Origin of the sequence: Pseudomonas sp. NPDC088890 (assembly GCF_044900155.1) — a bacterium.
GTDB classification, from domain to species: domain Bacteria; phylum Pseudomonadota; class Gammaproteobacteria; order Pseudomonadales; family Pseudomonadaceae; genus Aquipseudomonas; species Aquipseudomonas urmiensis.
Genome location: NZ_JBJDNG010000009.1, coordinates 79,823 through 101,248, shown reverse-complemented (window position 1 = coordinate 101,248; position 21,426 = coordinate 79,823). Strand labels below are relative to the sequence as shown.

The window sequence follows — 21,426 nt, the reverse complement described above, 5'->3', positions numbered from 1 at the left end:
TCAAAAATGCTAGTTTTCAATCTGAGAAAGTCATGCTGCATCCTTTACCCTCCAGCAAGAGGATGCATTACGCAAAGACGGGCCCTTCTCCTACAAATAACCGTTGATGACCGCAAGGATCGCAGAAGTTTATGATTGCGGTGTCTTCGGGGATCGGCGCGCTCAGCGTCAGGCGTGCAAATTGGCGCATGGGAACGATTTCGTAGAGCGCTTCTTCCATGGCCGGATCGCTCAAGGAGAACCAGTGGTGCCGCCAAGCCATTTCACCGCTACAATGCGCGCCTAAACCGTGACAGCCCGAAAATATAACGACATGTCCCTGCCAAAGAATCACCTGGAACTGCTCAGCCCTGCCCGCGACGTGGCGATTGCCCGCGAGGCCATCCTGCACGGCGCTGATGCCATCTACATCGGCGGCCCTAGCTTCGGCGCGCGCCACAATGCCTGCAACGAAGTCGGCGAGATCGCCGAGCTGGTGGAGTTCGCCCGGCGTTACCATGCGCGGGTGTTCACTACCATCAACACCATCCTTCACGACAACGAACTGGAACCTGCGCGCAAGCTGATCCATCAGCTGTACGACGCCGGAGTCGATGCGCTGATCGTCCAGGATCTGGGGGTGATGGAGCTGGACATCCCGCCGATCGAGCTGCACGCCAGCACCCAGACCGACATCCGCACCCTGGCGCGGGCCAAGTTTCTCGACCAGGCTGGTTTCTCCCAGCTGGTTCTGGCCCGTGAGCTGAACCTGCAAGAAATCCGCACCATCGCCAGCGAAACCGATGCAGCCATCGAGTTCTTCATCCATGGCGCCCTGTGCGTGGCCTTCTCCGGCCAGTGCAACATCTCTCACGCCCAGACCGGGCGCAGCGCCAACCGTGGCGATTGCTCGCAAGCCTGCCGCCTGCCCTACACCCTCAAGGATGATCAGGGCCGGGTAGTGGCGTTCGAGAAGCACCTGCTGTCGATGAAGGACAACAACCAGACCGCCAACCTGCGCGACCTGGTCGACGCGGGCGTGCGCTCGTTCAAGATCGAGGGCCGCTACAAGGACATGGCCTACGTCAAGAACATCACCGCTCACTACCGCAAGGAGCTCGATGCGATCCTGGAAGACCGCCCGGCCCTGGCCCGCGCCTCCAGCGGCCGCACCGAGCACTTCTTCCTGCCCGATCCGGACAAGACCTTCCACCGCGGCAGCACCGACTATTTCGTCAGCGACCGCAAGATCGATATCGGTGCCTTCGACTCGCCTACCTTCACCGGCCTGCACGTGGGCGTGGTGGAAAAGGTCGGCAAGCGCGACCTGCAAGTGGTCACTGAAGTGCCGCTGAGCAATGGCGATGGCCTTAATGTGCTGGTCAAGCGCGAAGTGGTGGGCTTCCGCGCCAACATCGCCGAGCCCAAGGGCGAGTTCGAGGAAGATGGCCAGAAGCGTTACCGCTACCGCGTCGAGCCCAACGAGATGCCTGACGGTATGCACCGCCTGCGCCCGAATCACCCGCTGTCGCGCAACCTCGATCACAACTGGCAGCTGGCGCTGCAACGCACCTCCGCTGAGCGCCGCGTGGGCGTGGCGTGGAAAGCACAGCTGCGCCAAGCGCGCCTGGAGTTGAACGCGACCAGTGAGGAAGGCGTCAGCGTCAGCGTTGCCCTGGATGGCCCGTTTGGCGAGGCCAACAAGCCGCAGCAGGCACTAGAGCAATTGCATGACCTGCTCGGCCAGCTGGGTACCACTCAGTACCACGCCACTGCCATCGAGCTGGATGCGCCGCAGGCGTTCTTCATTCCCAACTCACAGCTCAAAGCCCTGCGCCGCGAGGCGATCGAGGCGCTGACCGCAGCACGGGTCAAGGCTCACCCTCGTGGCGGGCGTAAAGCCGAGACCACTCCGCCGCCGGTGTATCCGGAGTCGCACCTGTCGTTCTTGGCCAACGTCTACAACCAGAAGGCCCGCGACTTCTACCATCGCCATGGCGTGCAGTTGATCGACGCGGCGTACGAGGCCCACGAGGAACACGGCGAAGTACCGGTGATGATCACCAAGCACTGCCTGCGCTTCTCCTTCAACTTGTGCCCCAAGCAGGCCAAGGGCGTGACTGGCGTGCGGACCAAGGTAGCACCGATGCAGCTGATTCAGGGCGATGAAGTGCTGACCCTGAAGTTCGACTGCAAGCCCTGCGAGATGCATGTAGTGGGCAAGATGAAGTCGCACATCATCGATCTGCCGACCCCAGGTAGTGGTGTGGCACAGGTGGTTGGGCATATCAGCCCGGAAGACCTGCTCAAGACCATCGTGCGCGCGCCGCACTGATTGCTGCGCTGGCAGCGCGGACCTCATCGCGAGGCGAGCCCCAGCACCACCAAGCACAACCCAAGCCTGCACAAGCAGCCGCACAGGCCCCTGGACACATCGTCCAGGGGCCTGTGCGGCTGCATTGAGCCCATTTTGTCTCATGTGATATTCGCTATGTGACCGGACGTGGAATTTGGTACGACGGTACACCAAATACCACTGTAAATGATAATTGCTACCAGATATGATCCGGGCCCTCTCCCACCCCCAAGGATCGTATCGTCCATGCGTCGTGCGTTCGTTTCACTCTGCCTTCTCAATGCAGTTTCCCCAGCGGTCCTGGCTGAATCGGCAGCCGCCCAGCCGGTTGAGCTGCAAGCGGTCAATATCGATGCGGCCAGCGAGCGCGAACGTGCCGATGGGCCGGTGGTTGGCTACCGGGCCACGCGCTCGGCGAGTGCGACGCGCACCGACACCGCGCTGCATGAGACGCCGCAGTCGATCAGCGTGGTGCCCCGCGATGTCCTTGAAGACACCGCAGCCACCCGCTTGCAGGATGCCCTGGACTACGCCGGCGGCGTCGGTCGGGCAAACAATTTCGGTGGCCAGGGCCTGACCACCGTGACCGTGCGCGGCTTCACCACCGGTGAGTACTACCGCAACGGCTTCCCGATCAACCGCGGCTACCCGAACGCGCCCGATGCCAATACCGTCGAACGGCTGGAAGTGATCCGTGGTCCGGCCACCAGCCTGTACGGTCGCGGCGACCCTGGCGGCACCTTCAACGTGGTCAGCAAGCAACCATTGGCCGAACCCAGGGTGACCCTGGGCAGCCAGGTCGACGACCAAGGCATGCAGCGCGCCACCCTCGATGCCAGCGGGCCACTGAGCGAGGACGGCCGCCTGGCCTACCGGCTCAACGTGCTTGGCGAGGGCGGTGAAAGTTTCCGTGATGATGTCGACAGCGAACGCTATGACGTTGCACCGGTGCTGAGCTGGCAAGTCAGCGATAGCACCAAGATCGTCTTCGAGGGCGATTTCATGCGCAACAACCACCCGCTCGACCGCGGGCTGACCCGCTATCCGACCCAGCGCGGCAGCGCCTCGCGTGATACCAACATCTGGGAGACAGGCAGCGACAACCTGCTGCACAACGACAACAACATGGCCCAGCTCCGTTTCGAGCATCTGCTCAACGACAACTGGACCCTGGCCGGCGGCATGCAGTGGCTGGACGGCACCCTCGAAGGCAATGCCGTCGAAGCCAATGCCTTGCAGGCCGATGGGCGCACCCTGGGGCGCAACTTCAACTACCGCAAACTGCAATGGAGTGACCGCGATTACCAGCTCAACCTCACCGGCCATTTCGACACCGCAGGTTTTGCCCACACCCTGCTGACCGGCATCGAGTACGAGGATTACCACTACCAGTCGATCATCCAACGCTCGGCCGCAGGTGCCGGTGCCTACCCCATCGACCTGTTCGACCCGGTATTGGGGCAGCCCCGCCCGGCACTGAGCCGCACCACCACCCATGATCAGGAGCACCTCAAGACCTGGGCTGCGTTCATCCAGGACCAGGTAGCGCTAACCGAGCGCCTGAAGCTGTTGGCCGGGGTGCGTCTGGAGCGTTTCGAGCACGACTACGACAACTACCTGCCCAACACCCAGGGCTGGCAAGCGGCAGACAACGCAGTGACGCCGCGTTTTGGCGTGATCTATGACCTGACCGACAGCCTTGCCGTGTACGCCAACACCGCACGCTCGTTCAAGCCCAACAGCGGTGCCAGCCGCCAGGGTGATGGTTTCGACCCGGAGAAAGGCAAGTCGTATGAGTTGGGCGTCAAGTGGCAGGCCCTTGACCAACAACTGAGCATCGATGCGGCGGTGTACCACATCGTCAAACAGAACGTGCTGGCCAACGACCCGCAGGATGATGCCTACAAGGTTGCCGCAGGCGAAGTCCGCAGCCGTGGCCTGGACATCAATGTCGCCGGCAACCTCACCCCTGAGTGGCGGGTGATTGGCGGTTATGCCTATGTCGATGCCGAGGTCACCAAGGACACCAGCCTGCCCTCCGGCACCCGCCTGGCCAACATTCCGCGCAACAGCTTCAGCCTGCTCAATACCTATGAGTTCCAGGATGGTCTGGCCAAAGGCCTGGGCTTGGGCGTGGGGGTCAAATACGTCGATGATCGCGCCGGCCAGACCCAGGCGCAGACTTACACCATGGCGCAGTACAGCGTGGTCGACCTGCTGAGCTTCTACCAGCTCAATGAGCATGTGCGGCTGAACCTGGATGTGAAGAACCTGTTCAACAAGGGCTATGACGAAGGGGCGTTCAACACCTACGTCTACCCGGGTGCGCCGCGCACGGTGCAGGCGGGGATTGCCTATACGTTTTGATAGTGGGGCCGCAAAGCGGCCCCAACATCTCGAGTGAACAGCATAAAGCGCCTGTAGGGCTTGTGTGCCCTTCGCGGGTGCAGCCCCTCAAGTTCGTCCTGTTTCAACACAACCAAACACCCGCCGCACCAGGCTGGCCAAGGCCTGCTCGCCCATGAACGCCTGTTCAAGGCACCGCTCGGCACAGTGCAAATGCGCCAACAAACGCTCGCGGGTCGCGGTCTCGCCGCACACGGCGACCAGGGTCGATTTACCCGCATCCTTGCCCTGATCCTTGCCAGTGCCAGGGTCGTGATCGCGCAGGTCGTCATACAGCTGAAACGCCTGCCCCAGCTCACCGGCAAAATGCAGCAAGGCCTCACGCACCGCTTGCGGTGAGTCAGCAATCTCACACGCCATCTGCATGATCGCCGCAAACAGCACCCCGGTCTTCAGCCGGTTGGTCTCGGCGATCTGCTGCGCGCTACGTGGCTGGCTGCCTTCGCGCAAATCCTGCAACTGGCCTTTGACCAAGCCTTGCGCACCAATCGCTTCGGCGAGGATCGACACCAGGCGAGTACGCGTCGCCGCCGGCAGGGTTTCGATCCCTGCGACCAGGCCGAACGCGCGCGAGAGCAAGGCGATGGCGGCAAGGATCGCCACGTCTTCGCCAAAGGCCAGGTGCAGCGTAGGCCGGCCTCGTCTGAGCGCTGCGTCGTCCATGCACGGCAGGTCATCCAGCACCAACGATGCGGCATGCACCATTTCCACCGCACAGCCCAGTTCCAGTGCCGCGCGTGGGCATGCCCCCAGGCCATCGGCACTGAGCAGGAGCATCAGCGGTCGCAGGCGCTTGCCCGGTGCCAAGGTGCTTGCGCGCATGGCCGCAGCCAGCAGGTCTCGTTCCTGGCCTGCCGGCAGCAGCTCATCCAGCCGGGTCTGCAGCGCATGCTGCAAGGCGGCGATATGCTCAGTGAGGCCGGTGTCGGCGGCCGGGAGCGGTGGTGCGATGGTCGTCATCCTTGCCTCTTCTGCTCAGCGCGGCACCAGGGCCGCAGGTGAAATGGAACGACTGTCAGCAGTCGTGGCCTGACGCTATAGCGTTTTTTGAGCTTAGCTGTACAAAGCGGCTAACGTTGTACAACTTAACGTTAAGCAATGACCCCGCTTGCCCTTCAATGATTCCCAGGCACCGGAGCCGGCATGAAGAAAAGCTTCCTCAGTCAACGCAAGGACGACCACCTGGACATCGTGCTGGCGCCTGATCCGGCGCAGTTACGCCAGGATCCAGGCTGGTCGGCGATCCGCTTCGAGCACTGCGCCCTGCCTGAACTGGCCCTGGACGAAATCGACCTAAGCAGCTCGCTGCTGGGCATCGCCCTGCGCGCGCCATTGCTGATCAGCTCGATGACCGGCGGTGCCGAGCGCGCCCGCTTCATCAACCAGCATCTGGCCGAGGCCGCGCAAGCACTGGGCATCGCCATGGGGGTCGGTTCACAACGGGTCAGTTTGCGTAGCGGCCATGACCAAGGGCTGACCGGCGAGCTGCGCCGCTTGGCGCCGGATATCCCGTTGCTGGCCAACCTGGGCGCCGCCCAGTTGAGTGAGGCAGATGGCCTGGACCTGGCGCGCCGGGCCGTCGACAGCCTGCAAGCGGACGCGCTGATCATCCACCTCAATCCGTTACAGGAGGCGGTGCAGCCAGAGGGTGATCGCGACTGGCGCGGGGTGCTGGCACGGATCGCGGCGCTGACTGGCGAGCTGCCGGTGCCGGTGATCGTCAAGGAAGTCGGCGCCGGAATCTCGCCGACGGTGGCCCGCGCGCTGGTCGAAGCCGGGGTGCGCATGATCGATGTGGCCGGCGCAGGCGGCACCAGCTGGGCTGCGGTCGAGGCGCGCCGGGCGCAAACCGAGGCCGATCGCGCCGTGGCGATGGCCTTCGCCGATTGGGGCATCCCCACGGCGCAGTGCCTGCTAGCTGTACGCCGAGCCTTGCCAAATCTGCCGCTGATCGCCTCTGGGGGCATTGGTGATGGCATCGATGCAGCCAAGGCAATTCGCCTGGGCGCCGATCTGGTCGGACAGGCGGCTGGGGTGTTGCAGGCTGCCACCCAGTCCAGCGACGCGGTGGTGGAGCATTTCGATATTGTCCTGCGCCAGTTGCGCATTGCCTGTTTCTGTACCGGATCGCGCAATCTGCTCGAGCTGCGTCGGGCGCGGCTGCTGGACAACCAGCTGGACCTGCCATGAGCCATTTCGCGGTGGTAGCGCCGCCCTACCCTAGCCATTTCAAAGCGCTGCAAGCGCTGGCCGGGACGTTGCTGCAGCGCGGCCACCAGGTGACGTTTTTTCATCAGTGCGACAGCCAGCGCTGGCTCGACGATGCGCGCATCGCCTTTTGCCCGGTAGGCCTGGACGAGCGGCCTGCCGGTAGCCTCGATCAGGCGCTCCAGCTGGCCGCCAATCCCAGCAACCCCTGGCGTCTTCGCCGGCTGATCCGCCAGTTGGCAGAGACCAGCGCCCTGCTCTGCGCGCAGTTACCCGCGGCGCTGCAACAGCAGCGCATTGACGCGGTGCTCAGTGACCAGATGGAGCCGGCCGGCGCTTTGGTCGCCGAGGCGCTGCACTTGCCCATGGTATCGATTGCCTGCGCCTTGCCCATCAATCGTGAAGAGGGGGTGCCGTTGCCGGTCATGCCGTTCAAGTACGCCCACGACCCACGCAGCCAACGGCTGTATCAGGGCAGCACCGATGTGCATGACTGGCTGATGCGGCCATTGACCCAAGTGCTGGAAACTGCCGCACAGCGCCTCGGCTTGCCCACGCGCGGGGGCTTGCAAGATTACCTCTCGCCCTTGGCGCAGATCAGCCAGACCCTGGCCGGCTTCGACTTTCCGCGCCAGACCTTGCCCGCGCATTTTCATGCCGTCGGCCCATTGCGCAACAGCGAACCACAGGCGCCTGGCGCTTGGCCGCTCGATCCGCGCAAACCCGTGGTGTTTGCCAGCTTGGGCACCTTGCAAGGTCACCGCTTCGGCCTGTTCGCGCGCATTGCCCGAGCCTGTCGCCTGCTCGATGTGCAACTGCTGATCGCCCATTGTGGCGGGCTCGATGTGCCGCAACAGGCGCGCTTGCTGCAAATGGGTGCTGCGGTGGTCACTGATTTTGCCCCGCAGCAGTGGGCGGTGCGCCGCGCCGACGTGGTGATCAGTCATGGCGGGCTGAACACGGTGATGGATGCGCTGGGCGCGGGGACGCCGCTGCTGGTATTACCGATCGCCTTCGATCAACCTGGGGTGGCGGCGCGCGTGGTTTATCACCACTTGGGCCTGGCGCTGTCACGGCGGGCCGGGGTCAGCGCGATTGCCGCAGCCTTGGCGCATCTGCTGGAGCAGCCGATGCCCGGCCTGGCGCCGCTGCAAGCCGAGCTGGCCCAGGCCGGCGGCGTTGACTTGGCTGCCGATATCATCGAGACGGCCGTGCGTACCGGGCAACCTGTATTGGCGCAGGCACCTTTATGAGCCATGACCTGATCCTGGCTGGCGGCGGCCTGGCCAATGGCCTGATCGCCTGGCGCCTGCGTCAGCTGCGACCCGAGCTGGATGTAGTGTGCCTGGAACAGCAAGACAGCCTTGGCGGCAACCATACCTGGTCGTTTCACCAGCACGACCTCGACCACCAGCAACAACAGTGGCTGCAGCCGCTAGTGGTCAAGCGCTGGCCGGCCTATCACGTGCACTTTCCACAGCTGTCCCGCAGGCTGCAAAGCGGCTATGCGAGCATCACCAGCGAGCGCTTTGCCCAGATCATCACGCCAGTGCTCGGGCCGGCCCTGCGTACCGGCTGCCAGATCCAGGCGTTGGGGCCCAGCCAGGTGCGCCTGGACACTGGCGAGCAATTGCAGGCGCGGATTGTCATCGACGGTCGCGGCGCGCAGCCCAGCAGCCAGCGAATCTTGGCCCGGCAGGCATTTCTCGGCCAGGTGCTGCGCCTACGCCAGCCACATGGCCTGCTGGCACCGATAGTGATGGATGCGCGCGTGGCCCAGGGCGCGGGCTATCGATTCGTCTATGTCCTGCCGTTCACTGCCGACACCCTGTTGGTTGAAGATACTCACTACGTCGAGCGTGACCCGCCCGCGCCCGAGCTGCTACGGGCCAACATTGCCGATTACCTGCAGGCACACGGCTGGGCAGTAGCGCAAGTGCTGCGCGAAGAACAGGGCGTGCTGCCGATTACCCTGGCCGGCGACTTCCCCCGCTGGTGGGCCGAGCAAAGCAATCAACCGCTGTCGGGGCTGCGTGCCGGGCTGTTTCATTGCACCACCGGTTATTCGCTGCCCGAAGCGGTGCGCCTGGCAGACTGGTTAGCGACCCAACCGCTCGATGAGGCCGCCCAGCTGACGCACAACCTCAAGCACTACCTGAGTGATCGCTGGCATGACCAAGGCTTCTACCGCCTGCTCAATCGCATGCTGTTCCTAGCCGGTCGGCCTGAACAGCGCTGGCAGGTGTTGCAGCGTTTCTATCAGCTTCCAGAGGCGCTGATCGCCCGTTTCTATGCTGGACAAAGCACCTGGCGCGACCGCCTGCGGCTGCTCTCGGGCAAGCCGCCGGTGCCGGTCGGGCAAGCCCTGCGCGCGGCACTGCGCCACTCACCCCGGCACTTCGAGGAGCCACAATGAGCCAAGCGAAAACAGCACTGGTTATCGGCGCAGGCCTGGGCGGCCTGGCCCTGGCCATTCGCCTGCAAGCCGCCGGGGTCAATACGACGCTGCTGGAAAAGCGTGACCAACCCGGTGGCCGCGCCTACGTCTACCGCGACCAGGGTTTCACTTTCGATGCCGGGCCCACGGTGATCACCGACCCCACGGCGATCCAGGCGCTGTTCACCCTGGCCGGCAAGCCGATGGCCGATTATGTCGAGCTACTGCCCGTCAGCCCGTTCTATCGGCTGTGCTGGGAAGATGGCACCTGCTTTGACTATGGCAACGACCAGGATGAACTGGAGCGCCAGATCCATGCCTTGGATGCCGCTGACGTGGCTGGCTACCGGCGCTTTCTGGCCTACTCCAAGGCGGTGCTCGACGAGGGCTATGTCAAGCTCGGGGCGGTGCCGTTCCTGTCATTTCGCGACATGCTGCAGGCCGGTCCACAGCTGGCGCGGTTACAGGCTTGGCGCAGCGTGTATGCCATGGTGGCCCGCTTCGTGGGTAACGACAGGCTGCGTCAGGCCTTGTCGTTCCATGCCCTGCTGGTGGGCGGCAACCCGTTCGCTACCTCTTCGATCTACAGCCTGATCCATGCCCTGGAGCGGCAGTGGGGGGTGTGGTTTGCACGCGGTGGCACCGGCGCCCTGGTGCAGGGGCTGGTGAAACTGTTCCAAGACCTGGGCGGCACCTTGGAGTTGAATGCCGACGTCGCCGCTTTCGACGTCCAAGCTGGCCGCCTCACCGGTGCCCGCAGCCACGATGGTCGACACTGGCAGGCTGATGCCGTGGCCTCCAATGCCGATGTGGTACACACCTACGCCGAGCTGCTCGGCGCGCATCCGCGTGGTCAGCAGGAGGGCCGACGGCTCAAGGGCAAACGCTTTAGCAACTCGCTGTTTGTCGTGCACTTTGGCCTGAACCGTCCGCAGCCACAGCTGCGCCATCACACCGTGTGCTTCGGGCCGCGCTATCAGGCGCTGATCGATGAAATTTTCAGCGGGCCGGGGCTGGCCGAGGACTTTTCGCTCTACCTGCATAGCCCCTGCGCCACCGACCCCAGCCTGGCGCCGCCGGGTTGCTCCAGTCACTACGTGCTGGCACCGGTGCCACACCTGGGCAACGCGCCGGTCGACTGGGAGCGGGAGGGCCCGCGCTACCGTGATCGGATCCTGGCCTATCTGCAGCGCTACTACATGCCGGGGCTGCGCGAGTCACTGGTGACCTGCCGCACCTTCAGCCCGCTGGATTTTCGTGACCAGCTCAATGCGCACGTGGGCTCGGCGTTTTCCCTGGAGCCGATCCTCACCCAGAGTGCCTGGTTCCGCCCGCATAATCGCGATGCGCAGTTGAGCAACTTGTATCTGGTGGGTGCCGGCACCCACCCTGGCGCGGGCGTGCCTGGGGTGATTGCCTCGGCCAAGGCCACCGCTGGGCTGATGCTTGAGGATCTGCACCGATGAGCCACGACCCCTTACTCGCCCACGCCGAACGCAGTATCGCCGTCGGCTCAAAGAGTTTCGCCGCCGCCGCGCGCTTGTTCGACGGCAACACCCGCCGCAGTGCGATGCTGCTATACGCCTGGTGTCGGCACTGCGACGATGTCATCGACGGCCAACAGGCCGGCCACGAGGCTAGCGTGCAAGCTCCAGCGCTGGCCCTGCAATGCCTGCTGGAGCTGCAAGTGCAGACCGACGCCGCCTGTCGCGGTGCCCCGATTGAGCAGCCGGCATTCGCCGCCTTGCGTGAAGTTGCCAGGCAACATGGCATCCCGCGCCAGGAGGCATTCGACCTGCTGGCCGGCTTCGCCCAGGACGTTGCCGGCGAGCATTACCGCAGCCTGGACGAGACATTGGGCTACTGCTACCACGTAGCCGGGGTGGTGGGCCTGATGATGGCGCGGGTGATGGGCGTGCGTGACCCGGCAGTGCTCGACCGCGCCTGCGACTTGGGCCTGGCCATGCAATTGACCAACATCGCCCGCGACATCGTCGCCGATGCCCAGGTCGGGCGCTGCTACCTGCCTGAGCAGTGGCTGGAGGAGCTCGCCATCCCTGGCGACAGGCTGACCGATAAGCGCTATCGCCGCAGGTTGGCGCAACTGGCGCAACGCCTGGTCGATCACGCCGAGCCTTACTACCTCAGTGCCCAGGCCGGGTTACCGGCACTGCCCTGGCGCTCGGCGTGGGCAGTGGCGACGGCGGCGCTGGTGTATCGACAGATAGGGCTAAAGGTGCGCAAGGCAGGTGCCGATGCCTGGGATGGCCGGCTGTCGACTTCGAAATGGGAGAAACTGCGCGCTGTCGCTGGCGGCCTGTGGCGCGCCCTCAGTTGCCGCCTGCGTCGTTACCCAGCACGCGACCCTGGGCTGTGGGCGCGGCCTCACTCGACGCCCGCAGCGGCCCGCCATGACGCGCCCGCAACTGTGCCCGCAGACGGTCGATAGGCGGCGCGTAGAGAAAACCAAACGATACGCAGCCTTGTCTGCCCTGCACCGCATGGTGCATCAGGTGCGCCTGGTACAAGCGCTTGAGGTAGCCCCGGCGTGGCACCAGGCGCAGCGGCCAGCGGTGATGCACCAGGCCATCGTGGGCGATGAAGTACAAGGCGCCATAGGCCGTCATGCCAGCGCCGATCCATTGCAGCGGATACCAGCCGAGGTTGCCCAGGGCGATCAGCACGATGGCCAGGCTGGCGAACACCAGCGCGTACAGATCGTTCTTTTCGAACCAGCCTTGGCGCGGCTCATGGTGCGAGCGATGCCAGGCCCAGCCGAAGCCATGCATGATGTACTTGTGGGCGAGGTAGGCCACCGCTTCCATGGCGGTGAGGGTCAGCAGGAAGATCAGCAGGCTGGTGAGCATGGCGGGTACTTCCAAAAAAGTCGTTTGCACAGTCTGGCTGCTTTCTATGGAGTCTGCAGGTGATGACTTGTTCCTTTGCTGTATCAGTTCGGGCCTCATCGCGGGGCAAGCCCGCTCCCACGCCAGTCGGTATTGGGCTTTGCTCACGTGGGGGCGGGCTTGCCACCTCATTGCTCCTGGTACTGGCTCAGGTATTTGTCCACCGTCGCTTTGTCGCCGCTGCCTTCGACCTGCCACAGCCGCCGCTCGATACCCTGGGCCAGCAAATGCCCCACCGCCGCCTCGATCGCCGAGAGCACACACAGTTGGGCCGGCTCGTTGGTGGTGTAACCGACCTCGGCTTCGAGCAACTTCTTGAACTCGATGAACTTGAACACCCCGGCGCTGCGGCCAACCGAGTAGATGGTCTTGCTGGTCATGACGTTGGCCAGCACCTGGCCGGTGCGCACGTCGACCGCACGCAGGTTGACCGTGACCTGGTCGACCCGGTACTCACGGGAGATGTCGATACCCAGGTAGCGCGCCCCCTCGCCGCCGCTGCGCACGTTGGTGTCGTAGGCGATGATGCCGCCTTCGAGCATCAGGTTGGCGGCCTGCAGCGGTGGCAGTTCGCTCTGGATGTTGGGCGCAACGTCTGGTTTTTTCTGCGAGGCGCGGATGATCTTGCGCTCGGTCAACAGGTTTTGCAGGCCTTCGCGCTCCAGCACCACGAACCAGCCACTGGCGCTCAGGGCGTCCATCAGCATGCTGGCCGCGCCCTGGGTGACGCTGGTGGAGAAAGAGCTGGCCGGAGTCGGTTTGTATTGCCCGGTCTGGTCGCGAAAGCCATAGACCACCGCCATCAGCCGGCCCTTGGGCCGGGGCATGTTGATCAGGTCGTAGTAGGTCGAGGCGCGCGGGGTCAGGGTGGGCGAATCGGTGTCCTGTTCGGCGGGCATCGGTTCGCGCAGGCCGCAGCCTTGCAAGGTGGCGAGGATCAGCAGTGTGCTCAGCAGACGTTTCATGGTCGTTCTCCCCTAAATGCTAGTCCCGTCCCTCTCAGGGGTTCAGGCCGCTGACCTCGATGATCGAAACTTCACCGGTCGCCCGATCGGTGACCTTGATGCTCAAGGCCCCGGAATCGTCGATGACGTCGATGAGGAAGGTGTCGGTGGACATGCTGCCGGTGTTGCCGTTGCTGATGTTGTCGAGCAACTGCGAGAGCATCCGCGACTCCAGTTGGTTGGTGAACCGCTCCAGGGCCGAGGTGCCGGCGAACGAGGTGCGATCCTTGAGGTCCGGGTCGTCATAGTCGTTCTGCGCCTGGGCGTTGTTGAGCAGCCAGGTGCCATTCAACGGGTTGCCACCGAACGCTGGGTTGACCGGGGTGTAGACCAGCTCGGTGGCCTGCGCCTGGCTGGCCAGGACACCTGCCAGCAGGCTGGCGGCGAGGCCACGTAGAAGCTGCTGTGGAATGTGCTTGCTCATAGCTCGTCCCTCTCCAGATCGGTGGTGTCCTGCAGCAGGCGTTGCAACTTGCGTTGGATGATCTGCTGCTTGACCAGGTCGGCGGCCGCGACGGCCTCATCGGTAAGTTGGGTGGTGTTCGGGGGCAGGAAGCGCCGGTACAGCACGTCGCTTTCAAACTCCACTGTCACCAGGCTGCCCCAGCGGGCGTCCGGGCGTTCGCGCACCACCAGGTTGAAGTCCAGGCGGCTGGTGGCGCGCAGGCGCTCGGTGAAGGCGTTGTAGAAGTCGTGGCCGATGTGCGAGATGGTGTTGTCGACGATAAAGCCCATCATCTCGTCCTCGGGGCCGGCATTGGCCGCGCCGTGGTTGAGCAGCAGGCACAAGGCCAGGACGAACGTTCTGCGGTTCATGGCGCATCTCCCTGGGCGCTGGGCCGACGCTCGCCGTTGCCACCTTCGGCAAAAGCTTGCTCGGCGACGAACTGCCAATCGCTGTAGTGTTCAAGGCCCTCGAAGGCCGACCATTGGGCATCGAAGCCGCTGCGTTTGAGCGGGGCGGCATCGGCGCGGCTGTGCACACCGGTGATGCGCCCGTCGATCGAGCGCAGCAGGCCCCACTCCTCGCCGACGGCAATCGGGTCGGGATACAACCTGCGGATGTGCCGCTTGGCCGTGGGGAAGCGGTTGTCTTCGAGCAAATCGTTGAGATCTTGCGGGTACTGGGCCAGGCCCGGGGATGCGCGGTAGTAGCTGCGCAGGGCCTGGGCGTACTGGCCGCCAACCCAGAGCAATTGCCGCTCACGGTCACGCAGGGCGCTGGTCGACCATAGGGTGCCGGTAGCGGCCAGGGCCATGCTGCTGATGGCGATCAGCAGCAGCACGCCCAGGTAGGTGAAGCCGGCGCAAGCCTTACCACTCTGCATAGAGGCTGCCATCACGCGCCCTCCCGCTTGCACCGCTCTTGATGTCCGCCACGCCGCCGGGCACGCCCTCTGGTGGTGGCAGCAGCTGCCAGGCATCGCTGCGCTCGGTGATCGGATCGACTGGGGTGTTGCGCAGGTAGCGCTGCTCGACCAGTTGCTCGAGCGATTCGGGGTAGCGGCCGGTGTCGCCGTAGTAGTGGTCGAGCGATTCGCGCAACACCGCCAAGCTCTGGCGCAAGGTGGCCTCGCGCGAGGCATCCAGGCTGTTGAAGTAGCGCGGCATGGCGATGGTCATCAGGGTGGCGATGATCGCCATCACTACCAGCAACTCGATCAGGGTGAAGCCTTGGCTGCGTTTCATGGCCGTCACCATTGCCCGTAGGGGATGCTGTTGAGGCCCTTGCCGCGGGCCTTGGAATACACGTCGAAGACGTCTTCGCCATCGCGTGGGTTGTCGGCGCTGCTGTCGTAGGCGCGCAGGCCCCAGCCACCCTGGTCGTCGTCCTTGACCGCCAACAGCGGGTCATGTGGGATGCGCCGCAGGAAGTAGAACTTGGCGCCCTTGGCGCTGCGCACATCGCGCACGCCATCGACCAGCACTTGCAGGTTGGGCGGATAGCCGCTGGCATTGAGGCGCTTTTCGATGTAACCGGCGTCGAACGCACGCTTGTAGGCATCGATGGCATCGCGAATCTGGTACAGCGCTTCGCGCAGCTGTTGCTCCTTGCCGCGCCGTACCACGGTCTCGGTCAGTGGTGCGGCCATGGCGGCGAGCATGCCGAGCAGGGCCAGGGTCAGCACCACCTCGATCAGGCTGAAGCCACGGGCTTGGCGTTTCATGGCTGGACAGTCCGGTTGGCTGGGACCACGGCCATTTGGCCATTGACCAAGGGCGCCTCGGCGGGCGCATCGCTCGGCGCATCGCCCGGTGCATCGCTAGGCAAGGCGCTGGCCGGTAGCGGCTGGGCCAGTTGCCGCACTTGCAGGCTCGACTCGGTGCCGGTGGCGAACTCCATGTCCGAGGGGCTCTGGTACGGCAGGTTGCGCACGATCCGTGGGGTGATCGCCAAGACCAGCTCGGACTTGGTCATGTCGTCCTTGTTGCTGCCAAACAACCTACCCAGGCCGGGGATATCGCCAAGCCCGGGGATCTTATTGCCGCTGGCGTTGTGGTCGTTACGCACTAGGCCGGCCAGTACCTGGGTTTCGCCGTCGTGCAGGCGCAGGCTGGTCTGCGCGTTGCGGGTGTCGACCTGGACCGGAATAGTGCCTTGGCGGGTGGCCTCAAGCGGCGTGGCATTGCTCACTTCCAGCGCCACTTTGATTGCCACTTCGTTGTTCAGGTGCACGGTGGGCTGCACTTCGAGCTTCAGGCCGACGTCCAGGTAGGTGATGCTCTCGGTGATCACCGGGCCTTGGGTCGAGGGCACCGACGTGGCGCTGATGATCGGCACCCGCTGGCCGATGTGAATGCGCGCCTGCTCGCGGTTGCTGACCCGAATCACTGGGCTGGCCAGGGTGTTGATGTCTTTGTCCTGGGCGTTGATCTTGGCTTGCGGCGCCGGGGCGATGCTGATGCGGCTGGAGTTGATCCCGCGCAGCTGGTCGAGCACGCTGACCGATTTGCCTTCACTGGTGAGCAGGCCGAAGGTGTTCGGCCATTGCAGGCCCAGGTCGAGGATCCGCGAGCGGGCCACTTCCATCACTTCGACTTCCAGCACCACTTCAGGGTTGGACTGATCCTGCGATTGCAGCAGTTTCTCGGCCATGCGCACGGCGTCGGGCGTGTCGCGCATGGTCAGGGTATTGAGCCGCTCGTCAACGAACACGTCGCGCGTCTTGAGCATGGTCTTGACCATGTTCATCGCGGTGTTGGCATCGATGCTGGTCAGGTAGAAGGTGCGCATGACCAGTTCCTGGTAGTCCTTGGTCTTTTGCGGCGAGTCGGGGTAGATCAGCAGGGTGTTGTCGTTGACGATCTTCTGGTGCAGCTGGTTCTGCTCCAGCAGCAGGGCCACGGCGTCCTCGATGCGCACATCGCGCACGAAGATAGTGGCTTTCATTTCCGGACGCAGGTCTTTGTCGAAGATGAAGTTGATCCCGGCGACCTGGGCCAGGACCTCGAAGATGGTCTTGAGGTTAGCGTCACGAAACTCCAGGGTCACCGGCCGTTCCAGCTTGCTGCGCAGTTGCGGGAACGGCTGTGCGGTGCGCGCCTGGACGTTCTCGATGTCGCTGCGCAGCATGATGCCCTTCTGGTTTTGCGGATCCAGGCGCAGCACGTCACGCACGATACGCTCGGCGCCGAACAGGTCGCCCTGGCGCAGCGAGGCCTGGCCCAGGGCGATGCGGTCTTCGAGGGTGCGCATCAGCTCGATCTGGCGAATGCCTTCCTGGGCGCGGCGGTTGTTCGGCTCGAAGGTCAGCACACGGCCGTAGCCCATGCGGGCGCCGGCAAAATCATGGCGGCTGCGGTCACTGTCTGCCTGGGTCAGCAAGGCCTCGACCGCTGCCTGGCGGCCATGGGCCAGGGCGATGTTCAGCTCGGTGTCGCGCGGGTCTTCGCGCAGGGCATCTTCCAGGCGAGCGATGCCGGCCTCGTACTGGCCCTCCTTGAACAGCGCATCGCTGTCTTTGCGCACCGCGCTGGAGCCGCACCCGGCCATCGCCACGCACAGCGCCAGGAGCAGGAATGGAGCAGGCTTGCACAACTTCGAAGGCTTCATGGTGCGCTCCCGACAGACAGGGTCTGTGGCTGGTGCAGTGGCAGGTAGACCAGGCTCAGCTCGGTGGCCGAGACGTGATCGAGGCGGTAGGTGTCGTCAATCACGTCGCCTTGGCGCACGACGTAGAGCTTTTCGCCGCTCTGCAGAAAGATCTGCAAGTCGTCGCGATCGCCGATGCGACCGATGAACTGGAACGGCAGCATGGGCGCCGTGGGGGCGGCGGCAGCGACCGGGGTGGGCAGCGCCGGTTGCTCGGTGACCGTGGCCAGGGTTTGCGCTGCGCTCCAGCGCTGTACCGGGAACAGATCGCGTGATGGCTTGCCTGCGGCCTTATCGCCGGGCACGCTCGCCGTCACGCGCCGGTCCGTTGCCCGCTCGGCAACGGGGGCGCGGGCTTGCCCGGCGAGGGGTTCAACGCTGTCGTGGGTCTGGCCAAACCAGCGCCCAGGCGCCCAGGCCAATACAGCGCTCAGGCCAAGAAAGCCAATCCACATCGCCGTGCGCTTGGTGTTCATGACGACCTCGACAGGTAAAGGGTCATGCGCAGGCGACCATTGAGTTCGCTGTCACCGATGCGCTTGCGCTGCAGTTCCAGGTCTTCGAGCACCAGGGTCGGCAGTTGCCCGAGCAGGGCCTGGAGAAAGCCGCGAATCTGTGGGTAGCTGCCGCGCACCGGCAGGACGATCTGGTAGCGCGCCAGCTGCGTCTTGGGGTCGACGCCCAGGGCGTATTCACCGCGCGCCAGGCTGATGCGCTCGGCACTGGCCAGGCGGTACAGGCGCTCGATCAGCTCGCTGGCCTGGGGTTGGCCTGGCAGTTGCTGGCGCAGGCTGTCCAGCGCCTGCTGTTCGGGCTTGACGGTGATTTTCAGCTCGCCACGCTGCAAACGCTGGACCTGCACGCTGGCATCGGCTTCGTTGGCGCGCAGTTCGCGCACCGCTTGCCACTGCGGCAGCACGCTGGCCACGCCGAACACCAGGGCAACGCCACTGACCAGCAGCGCGCCGAGGCCAGCGCGACCGAAGCGGCGCGCCTGTTCATGCAGGATCAGGCTAGGGACGCGCATGGCCGATCTCCCAGGTGGCGGTAAGGTTGAAGCGCACCGGGTGCTCAGGCTGGCCGGCGACCACTTCGTGGTTGAGCAGCGACACATCGCGCAGCTCGGCGCTGCGTTCCAGGCGCTGGTGGTACTGCAGCATCGCTTCCAGGTCGCGCGCTTCGGCGGCGATGCGCACCTGGCCCTTGCGCGCGTCCGGGGTGATGGTCAGGAGCGCGACGTCTTGCTGCGGCATCGCTTCGAGCATCGCGAACAATTGCTCCCACGGCCGTTGCAGCTGCTGCGAGACGTTGCGCATCTGCGCCAGTTGCTCGGCCTGTTCGCGGCTGGCGGCGCTGCTCAGCGGCGCGGCGGTAGCGGGTCGGCGGCCAAGCTTGAGCTCAAGGTTGTGCACCCGCGCCTCCAGGTCGACGTGCTCGCTCTGCAACTGCTGCTGCACCAGCAACAGCAGCGCCAGCACTGCGCTGCCCAAGGCCAGCAGCGACCAGGCCAACGCGCTGCTGCGCCGGGGTTGGAATTCCAGATCGAGGCGGCGCATCTCAGGCCACCGCCCGCCACATGGCGCACAGCGGGTCGCTGTCGCCTGCGCTCTGGCACAGCTGCACGGCGGCCAGCTGTGGTACATCGCTGCGCCCTGGGGCATGCAGGTAGATGCGTGGCAGATGCTCGCCGTACAGCTCGCAGGTGCGCTCGATCAGCGCTTGCAGGGCCTGGTCAGTGTCGGCGCAGCCTTGGGCCAGGACTTGCTGCCAGGCGCCGCCAGCGGCCAGCAACAGCACACTGCGCCGGGGCTCGGCGAGGACGAACAGGAAGTCGCCCTGCTCCAGTTGGGCGCTGCAATGGTTGTAGGCGGCCATCAGGTAGGGTTGCACCGAGCGCAAGCCCAGCCGGCGCTCCTTGGCCAAGGCTTGCAGCCCTTGCATCAGTGCTTGCGGCAGCGCGGTGGCGATCCGCGCAGCACCGGCAGCTTCGGGCGAGAGGACGATGCGCCAGTCATCCAGCGACTGCCCGTAGAGGTTCTCGAAGCACGCCCGGGCGTAGGCATCGAGTTCGCGGGGGTGGCCGATGGCATCGCTCCAGGGCACCAGGCAGAAGCGGCTGTAGCGCGCCGACAGCAGTACCCGCAGCTGCGCACCGGGCAGCGCGTGCTCGCTGAGCAGCGCGTCCAGCGCTTGCAAAGCAGGTGCCCAGGCCGGTTGCGTGGCATCGCAGGTAAAGCCGCGGCTGCCCAGCCATTGATGTTGGTTGGCGTGCCAGCGACCCAGGCCGACACCCTCGGCGCCGAGTACGGCGCAATAGCGATCAGGCGATAAATGTGACACGGTTGATCTCCTCAAGCGTGGTACGGCCCTCGCGGACCAGGTCCAGGGCGGATGCGCGCAGCAGGCGCAGGCCGCGTTGGCAAGCCAATGCCTTGATCTGCGCCAGCGGGCGGCGCTCGACGATCATCTGGCGCAGGTCGTCATCCAGGTGCAGCAACTCGGCAATCGCGTTGCGTCCGCGATAGCCACTGCCACGGCACTGGCCGCAGCCTTGGGCGCGAACGAAGTGCCACCCGCTGACCGCCTCGCGACTAAGCCCGGAGACTGCCAGCAGCTCATCGTCCGGCTCGCAAGCCACTGCGCAGTGCGGACAGGCCAGGCGAATCAGGCGCTGGGCGAGCACTGCGTTGAGCGCGGAGACGAAGCTGTAGGGGTCGACCTGCATCTGGCTGAAGCGGCCGATCACATCGAACACGTTGTTGGCGTGGATGGTGGTGAAAACCAGGTGCCCGGTGAGCGCCGACTGCACGGCGATCTGGGCGGTGTCGGGGTCGCGGATCTCGCCGACCAGGATCTTGTCCGGGTCATGGCGCAGGATCGAGCGCAGGCCGCGGGCGAAGGTCAGGCCTTTTTTCTCGTTGACTGGAATCTGCAACACCCCCGGCAACTGGTACTCGACCGGGTCTTCGATGGTGATGATCTTGTCTACGCCATGGTTGATCTCGCTGATCATCGCGTAGAGGGTGGTGGTCTTGCCGCTGCCGGTGGGGCCGGTGACCAGGATCATCCCGTAGGGCTCGCTGGCCAGCCGGCGCAGCGCGCGCAGGGTCTGCTCCTGAAAGCCCAGGGCTTGCAACTGCACACCGCTGACCTTGTCCGACAGGTCTTGTTTGTCGAGCACCCGCAGCACCGCGTCTTCACCGAAGATGCTGGGCATGATCGAGACGCGGAAGTCGATCTGCCGCTCGCCCACCGCCACCTTGAAGCGGCCGTCCTGGGGTACGCGTTTTTCACCGATGTCCAGTTCGGCCATGACCTTGATGCGCGAGATCACCTGCTCGGCAAAGGCGCTGCCGCTGGCTTTACCGGCGCCGTTGAGCACGCCGTCAATGCGGTACTTGATGGTCAGGCCCTGGCCGGTCATGCCCAGGTGGATGTCGCTGGCATGTTGCTTGAGGGCGTCGTAGAGGGTCGAGTTGACCAGCTTGACCACCCGGCTCTGGTCTTCGCTGATGCTGGTCAGCGACAGCCGTTGCAGCGGGCCGGCCTCGCTGCCGGGTTCGCCGTCCTGGTCCATGGCGTCGACGGCGTGGAAGCTTTCCTCGTGGCGGGCCAGGAACGCTGCCAGGTCGGCGGCGTGGGCCAGGTACAAGGCGGCGCCTTGCAGGTTATCGTCGATCCAGGCCAGACGGGCATGATCGAAGGGGTCGGCGAACACGCCGATCAATTCGCCTGCCTGTTGGACCAGTACGAACTCGTGCTTCAGGCACTGGGCCAGGCTGACCCGCTCGAACACTGGGGTGCAGGCGAACAGGCTGGGGCTGTCCAGAAGCGGGTAATGCAGGGTGTGGGCCAGGCGCTGGGTGAAGGTGGCCGGGGCATCGTTGCTCAGACGTTGCAGGCAGTTCAGCAGGCGTTCTTCACCGGCTGCCAGGCGGGCCTGGGCGAGCAATTCGCGGGGGAAGCTGACGATCTGCAGCGCCGGATCTGGATGCTCGGGTTGGCTCTGCTCAAGTACATCGGACATGGCCTGCGAC

The 21,426-nt window shown here is 64.8% G+C and carries 21 protein-coding genes and 1 pseudogene; 7 read left to right on the top strand and 15 right to left on the bottom strand.

All coding sequences use genetic code 11. The features are described from left to right. Positions 1–93: 93 nt before the first annotated feature. Positions 94–247: pseudogene (locus tag ACI2JX_RS19150) on the bottom strand (transposase); the annotation flags it as partial. Positions 248–313: 66 nt separating this feature from the next. On the opposite strand from ACI2JX_RS19150, the gene ACI2JX_RS19145 reads away from it, so the two are divergent. Together ACI2JX_RS19145 and ACI2JX_RS19140 are read left to right on the top strand one after the other, a co-directional pair. After that, positions 314–2,314, top strand: coding sequence for a U32 family peptidase (locus tag ACI2JX_RS19145; RefSeq protein ID WP_404690754.1), 2,001 nt, complete (start codon positions 314–316; stop codon positions 2,312–2,314). A gap of 267 nt (positions 2,315–2,581) precedes the next feature. Further along, positions 2,582–4,702, top strand: a complete 2,121-nt coding sequence (locus tag ACI2JX_RS19140) for a TonB-dependent siderophore receptor (protein ID WP_404690753.1) — start codon at positions 2,582–2,584, stop codon at positions 4,700–4,702. Between the two features lie 87 nt (positions 4,703–4,789). Here the strand turns inward: ACI2JX_RS19140 and ACI2JX_RS19135 are convergent, their stop codons facing one another. Continuing rightward, positions 4,790–5,701, bottom strand: coding sequence for a polyprenyl synthetase family protein (locus tag ACI2JX_RS19135; protein ID WP_404690752.1), 912 nt, complete (start codon positions 5,699–5,701; stop codon positions 4,790–4,792). Between the two features lie 183 nt (positions 5,702–5,884). On the opposite strand from ACI2JX_RS19135, the gene fni reads away from it, so the two are divergent. The 5 genes from fni to ACI2JX_RS19110 are packed head-to-tail and all read left to right on the top strand — an operon-like array spanning position 5,885 to position 11,835. After that, complete coding sequence (gene fni / locus ACI2JX_RS19130) at positions 5,885–6,931, top strand: type 2 isopentenyl-diphosphate Delta-isomerase (protein ID WP_368972666.1); 1,047 nt, start codon at positions 5,885–5,887, stop codon at positions 6,929–6,931. Next, entirely contained in the window at positions 6,928–8,202 is a 1,275-nt protein-coding gene (locus ACI2JX_RS19125; protein ID WP_404690751.1) for a glycosyltransferase, read from the top strand. The genes fni and ACI2JX_RS19125 overlap by 4 nt, the downstream gene beginning before the upstream one ends. After that, a complete protein-coding gene (gene crtY / locus ACI2JX_RS19120) occupies positions 8,199–9,365 on the top strand; it encodes a lycopene beta-cyclase CrtY (RefSeq protein ID WP_404690750.1) in 1,167 nt (388 codons plus the stop codon). Before ACI2JX_RS19125 ends, crtY begins: the two co-directional genes overlap by 4 nt. Then, positions 9,362–10,852 carry a phytoene desaturase gene (locus ACI2JX_RS19115; protein WP_404690749.1) on the top strand — a complete coding sequence of 497 codons (1,491 nt, stop codon included), beginning with the start codon at positions 9,362–9,364 and terminating at the stop codon, positions 10,850–10,852. Before crtY ends, ACI2JX_RS19115 begins: the two co-directional genes overlap by 4 nt. Then, positions 10,849–11,835, top strand: coding sequence for a phytoene/squalene synthase family protein (locus tag ACI2JX_RS19110; RefSeq protein ID WP_404690748.1), 987 nt, complete (start codon positions 10,849–10,851; stop codon positions 11,833–11,835). Before ACI2JX_RS19115 ends, ACI2JX_RS19110 begins: the two co-directional genes overlap by 4 nt. Here the strand turns inward: ACI2JX_RS19110 and ACI2JX_RS19105 are convergent. The 13 genes from ACI2JX_RS19105 to ACI2JX_RS19045 all read right to left on the bottom strand — a co-directional run bounded on the left by ACI2JX_RS19105 (position 11,717) and on the right by ACI2JX_RS19045 (position 21,416). Then, entirely contained in the window at positions 11,717–12,253 is a 537-nt protein-coding gene (locus tag ACI2JX_RS19105; RefSeq protein ID WP_368972671.1) for a sterol desaturase family protein, read from the bottom strand. The two genes, ACI2JX_RS19110 and ACI2JX_RS19105, sit on opposite strands and share 119 nt — an antisense overlap. A gap of 167 nt (positions 12,254–12,420) precedes the next feature. After that, the gene (locus tag ACI2JX_RS19100; RefSeq protein ID WP_264234628.1) at positions 12,421–13,257 is read right to left on the bottom strand and encodes a CsgG/HfaB family protein; all 837 of its coding nucleotides are present in this window, start codon (positions 13,255–13,257) and stop codon (positions 12,421–12,423) included. Positions 13,258–13,291: 34 nt separating this feature from the next. After that, entirely contained in the window at positions 13,292–13,720 is a 429-nt protein-coding gene (locus tag ACI2JX_RS19095) for a curli assembly protein CsgF (protein WP_186553255.1), read from the bottom strand. Further along, positions 13,717–14,112, bottom strand: a complete 396-nt coding sequence (gene csgE, locus ACI2JX_RS19090) for a curli production assembly/transport protein CsgE (protein ID WP_186553256.1) — start codon at positions 14,110–14,112, stop codon at positions 13,717–13,719. Before csgE ends, ACI2JX_RS19095 begins: the two co-directional genes overlap by 4 nt. Continuing rightward, positions 14,109–14,636, bottom strand: a complete 528-nt coding sequence (locus ACI2JX_RS19085) for a type II secretion system protein (RefSeq protein WP_264234627.1) — start codon at positions 14,634–14,636, stop codon at positions 14,109–14,111. The genes csgE and ACI2JX_RS19085 overlap by 4 nt, the downstream gene beginning before the upstream one ends. Next, positions 14,611–14,985 carry a type II secretion system protein gene (locus tag ACI2JX_RS19080; protein WP_404690747.1) on the bottom strand — a complete coding sequence of 125 codons (375 nt, stop codon included), beginning with the start codon at positions 14,983–14,985 and terminating at the stop codon, positions 14,611–14,613. The genes ACI2JX_RS19085 and ACI2JX_RS19080 overlap by 26 nt, the downstream gene beginning before the upstream one ends. 5 nt (positions 14,986–14,990) lie before the next feature. Next, positions 14,991–15,464: a type II secretion system protein gene (locus tag ACI2JX_RS19075; protein WP_264234625.1), complete on the bottom strand. Its 474-nt coding sequence runs from the start codon at positions 15,462–15,464 to the stop codon at positions 14,991–14,993. After that, on the bottom strand, positions 15,461–17,350 hold the full coding sequence (locus ACI2JX_RS19070; RefSeq protein ID WP_404690746.1) for a secretin N-terminal domain-containing protein: 1,890 nt from the start codon (positions 17,348–17,350) through the stop codon (positions 15,461–15,463). The genes ACI2JX_RS19075 and ACI2JX_RS19070 overlap by 4 nt, the downstream gene beginning before the upstream one ends. After that, positions 17,347–17,865 carry a hypothetical protein gene (locus ACI2JX_RS19065; RefSeq protein ID WP_404690745.1) on the bottom strand — a complete coding sequence of 173 codons (519 nt, stop codon included), beginning with the start codon at positions 17,863–17,865 and terminating at the stop codon, positions 17,347–17,349. Before ACI2JX_RS19065 ends, ACI2JX_RS19070 begins: the two co-directional genes overlap by 4 nt. Continuing rightward, the gene (gene pilO, locus ACI2JX_RS19060) at positions 17,862–18,416 is read right to left on the bottom strand and encodes a type 4a pilus biogenesis protein PilO (RefSeq protein WP_404690744.1); all 555 of its coding nucleotides are present in this window, start codon (positions 18,414–18,416) and stop codon (positions 17,862–17,864) included. Before pilO ends, ACI2JX_RS19065 begins: the two co-directional genes overlap by 4 nt. Continuing rightward, positions 18,403–18,945 carry a pilus assembly protein gene (locus ACI2JX_RS19055; RefSeq protein WP_404690743.1) on the bottom strand — a complete coding sequence of 181 codons (543 nt, stop codon included), beginning with the start codon at positions 18,943–18,945 and terminating at the stop codon, positions 18,403–18,405. Before ACI2JX_RS19055 ends, pilO begins: the two co-directional genes overlap by 14 nt. Position 18,946: 1 nt before the next feature. Further along, positions 18,947–19,729, bottom strand: a complete 783-nt coding sequence (locus tag ACI2JX_RS19050; protein ID WP_404690742.1) for a hypothetical protein — start codon at positions 19,727–19,729, stop codon at positions 18,947–18,949. After that, entirely contained in the window at positions 19,710–21,416 is a 1,707-nt protein-coding gene (locus ACI2JX_RS19045) for a GspE/PulE family protein (protein WP_404690741.1), read from the bottom strand. The genes ACI2JX_RS19050 and ACI2JX_RS19045 overlap by 20 nt, the downstream gene beginning before the upstream one ends. Positions 21,417–21,426: the final 10 nt, after the last annotated feature.

What these genes read in the sequence shown, in the direction of transcription:
- ACI2JX_RS19085 (WP_264234627.1), bottom strand. Translation starts at nt 14,636, where the DNA reads ATGGCAGCCTCTATGCAGAGTGGTAAGGCTTGCGCCGGCTTCACCTAC.
- ACI2JX_RS19145 (WP_404690754.1), top strand. Translation starts at nt 314, where the DNA reads ATGTCCCTGCCAAAGAATCACCTGGAACTGCTCAGCCCTGCCCGCGAC.
- ACI2JX_RS19105 (WP_368972671.1), bottom strand. Translation starts at nt 12,253, where the DNA reads ATGCTCACCAGCCTGCTGATCTTCCTGCTGACCCTCACCGCCATGGAA.
- ACI2JX_RS19125 (WP_404690751.1), top strand. Translation starts at nt 6,928, where the DNA reads ATGAGCCATTTCGCGGTGGTAGCGCCGCCCTACCCTAGCCATTTCAAA.
- fni (WP_368972666.1), top strand. Translation starts at nt 5,885, where the DNA reads ATGAAGAAAAGCTTCCTCAGTCAACGCAAGGACGACCACCTGGACATC.
- ACI2JX_RS19075 (WP_264234625.1), bottom strand. Translation starts at nt 15,464, where the DNA reads ATGAAACGCCAAGCCCGTGGCTTCAGCCTGATCGAGGTGGTGCTGACC.
- ACI2JX_RS19080 (WP_404690747.1), bottom strand. Translation starts at nt 14,985, where the DNA reads ATGAAACGCAGCCAAGGCTTCACCCTGATCGAGTTGCTGGTAGTGATG.
- ACI2JX_RS19110 (WP_404690748.1), top strand. Translation starts at nt 10,849, where the DNA reads ATGAGCCACGACCCCTTACTCGCCCACGCCGAACGCAGTATCGCCGTC.
- ACI2JX_RS19140 (WP_404690753.1), top strand. Translation starts at nt 2,582, where the DNA reads ATGCGTCGTGCGTTCGTTTCACTCTGCCTTCTCAATGCAGTTTCCCCA.
- ACI2JX_RS19100 (WP_264234628.1), bottom strand. Translation starts at nt 13,257, where the DNA reads ATGAAACGTCTGCTGAGCACACTGCTGATCCTCGCCACCTTGCAAGGC.
- ACI2JX_RS19045 (WP_404690741.1), bottom strand. Translation starts at nt 21,416, where the DNA reads ATGTCCGATGTACTTGAGCAGAGCCAACCCGAGCATCCAGATCCGGCG.
- ACI2JX_RS19095 (WP_186553255.1), bottom strand. Translation starts at nt 13,720, where the DNA reads ATGAGCAAGCACATTCCACAGCAGCTTCTACGTGGCCTCGCCGCCAGC.
- ACI2JX_RS19065 (WP_404690745.1), bottom strand. Translation starts at nt 17,865, where the DNA reads ATGAACACCAAGCGCACGGCGATGTGGATTGGCTTTCTTGGCCTGAGC.
- crtY (WP_404690750.1), top strand. Translation starts at nt 8,199, where the DNA reads ATGAGCCATGACCTGATCCTGGCTGGCGGCGGCCTGGCCAATGGCCTG.
- csgE (WP_186553256.1), bottom strand. Translation starts at nt 14,112, where the DNA reads ATGAACCGCAGAACGTTCGTCCTGGCCTTGTGCCTGCTGCTCAACCAC.
- pilO (WP_404690744.1), bottom strand. Translation starts at nt 18,416, where the DNA reads ATGCGCGTCCCTAGCCTGATCCTGCATGAACAGGCGCGCCGCTTCGGT.
- ACI2JX_RS19115 (WP_404690749.1), top strand. Translation starts at nt 9,362, where the DNA reads ATGAGCCAAGCGAAAACAGCACTGGTTATCGGCGCAGGCCTGGGCGGC.
- ACI2JX_RS19055 (WP_404690743.1), bottom strand. Translation starts at nt 18,945, where the DNA reads ATGCGCCGCCTCGATCTGGAATTCCAACCCCGGCGCAGCAGCGCGTTG.
- ACI2JX_RS19135 (WP_404690752.1), bottom strand. Translation starts at nt 5,701, where the DNA reads ATGACGACCATCGCACCACCGCTCCCGGCCGCCGACACCGGCCTCACT.
- ACI2JX_RS19070 (WP_404690746.1), bottom strand. Translation starts at nt 17,350, where the DNA reads ATGAAGCCTTCGAAGTTGTGCAAGCCTGCTCCATTCCTGCTCCTGGCG.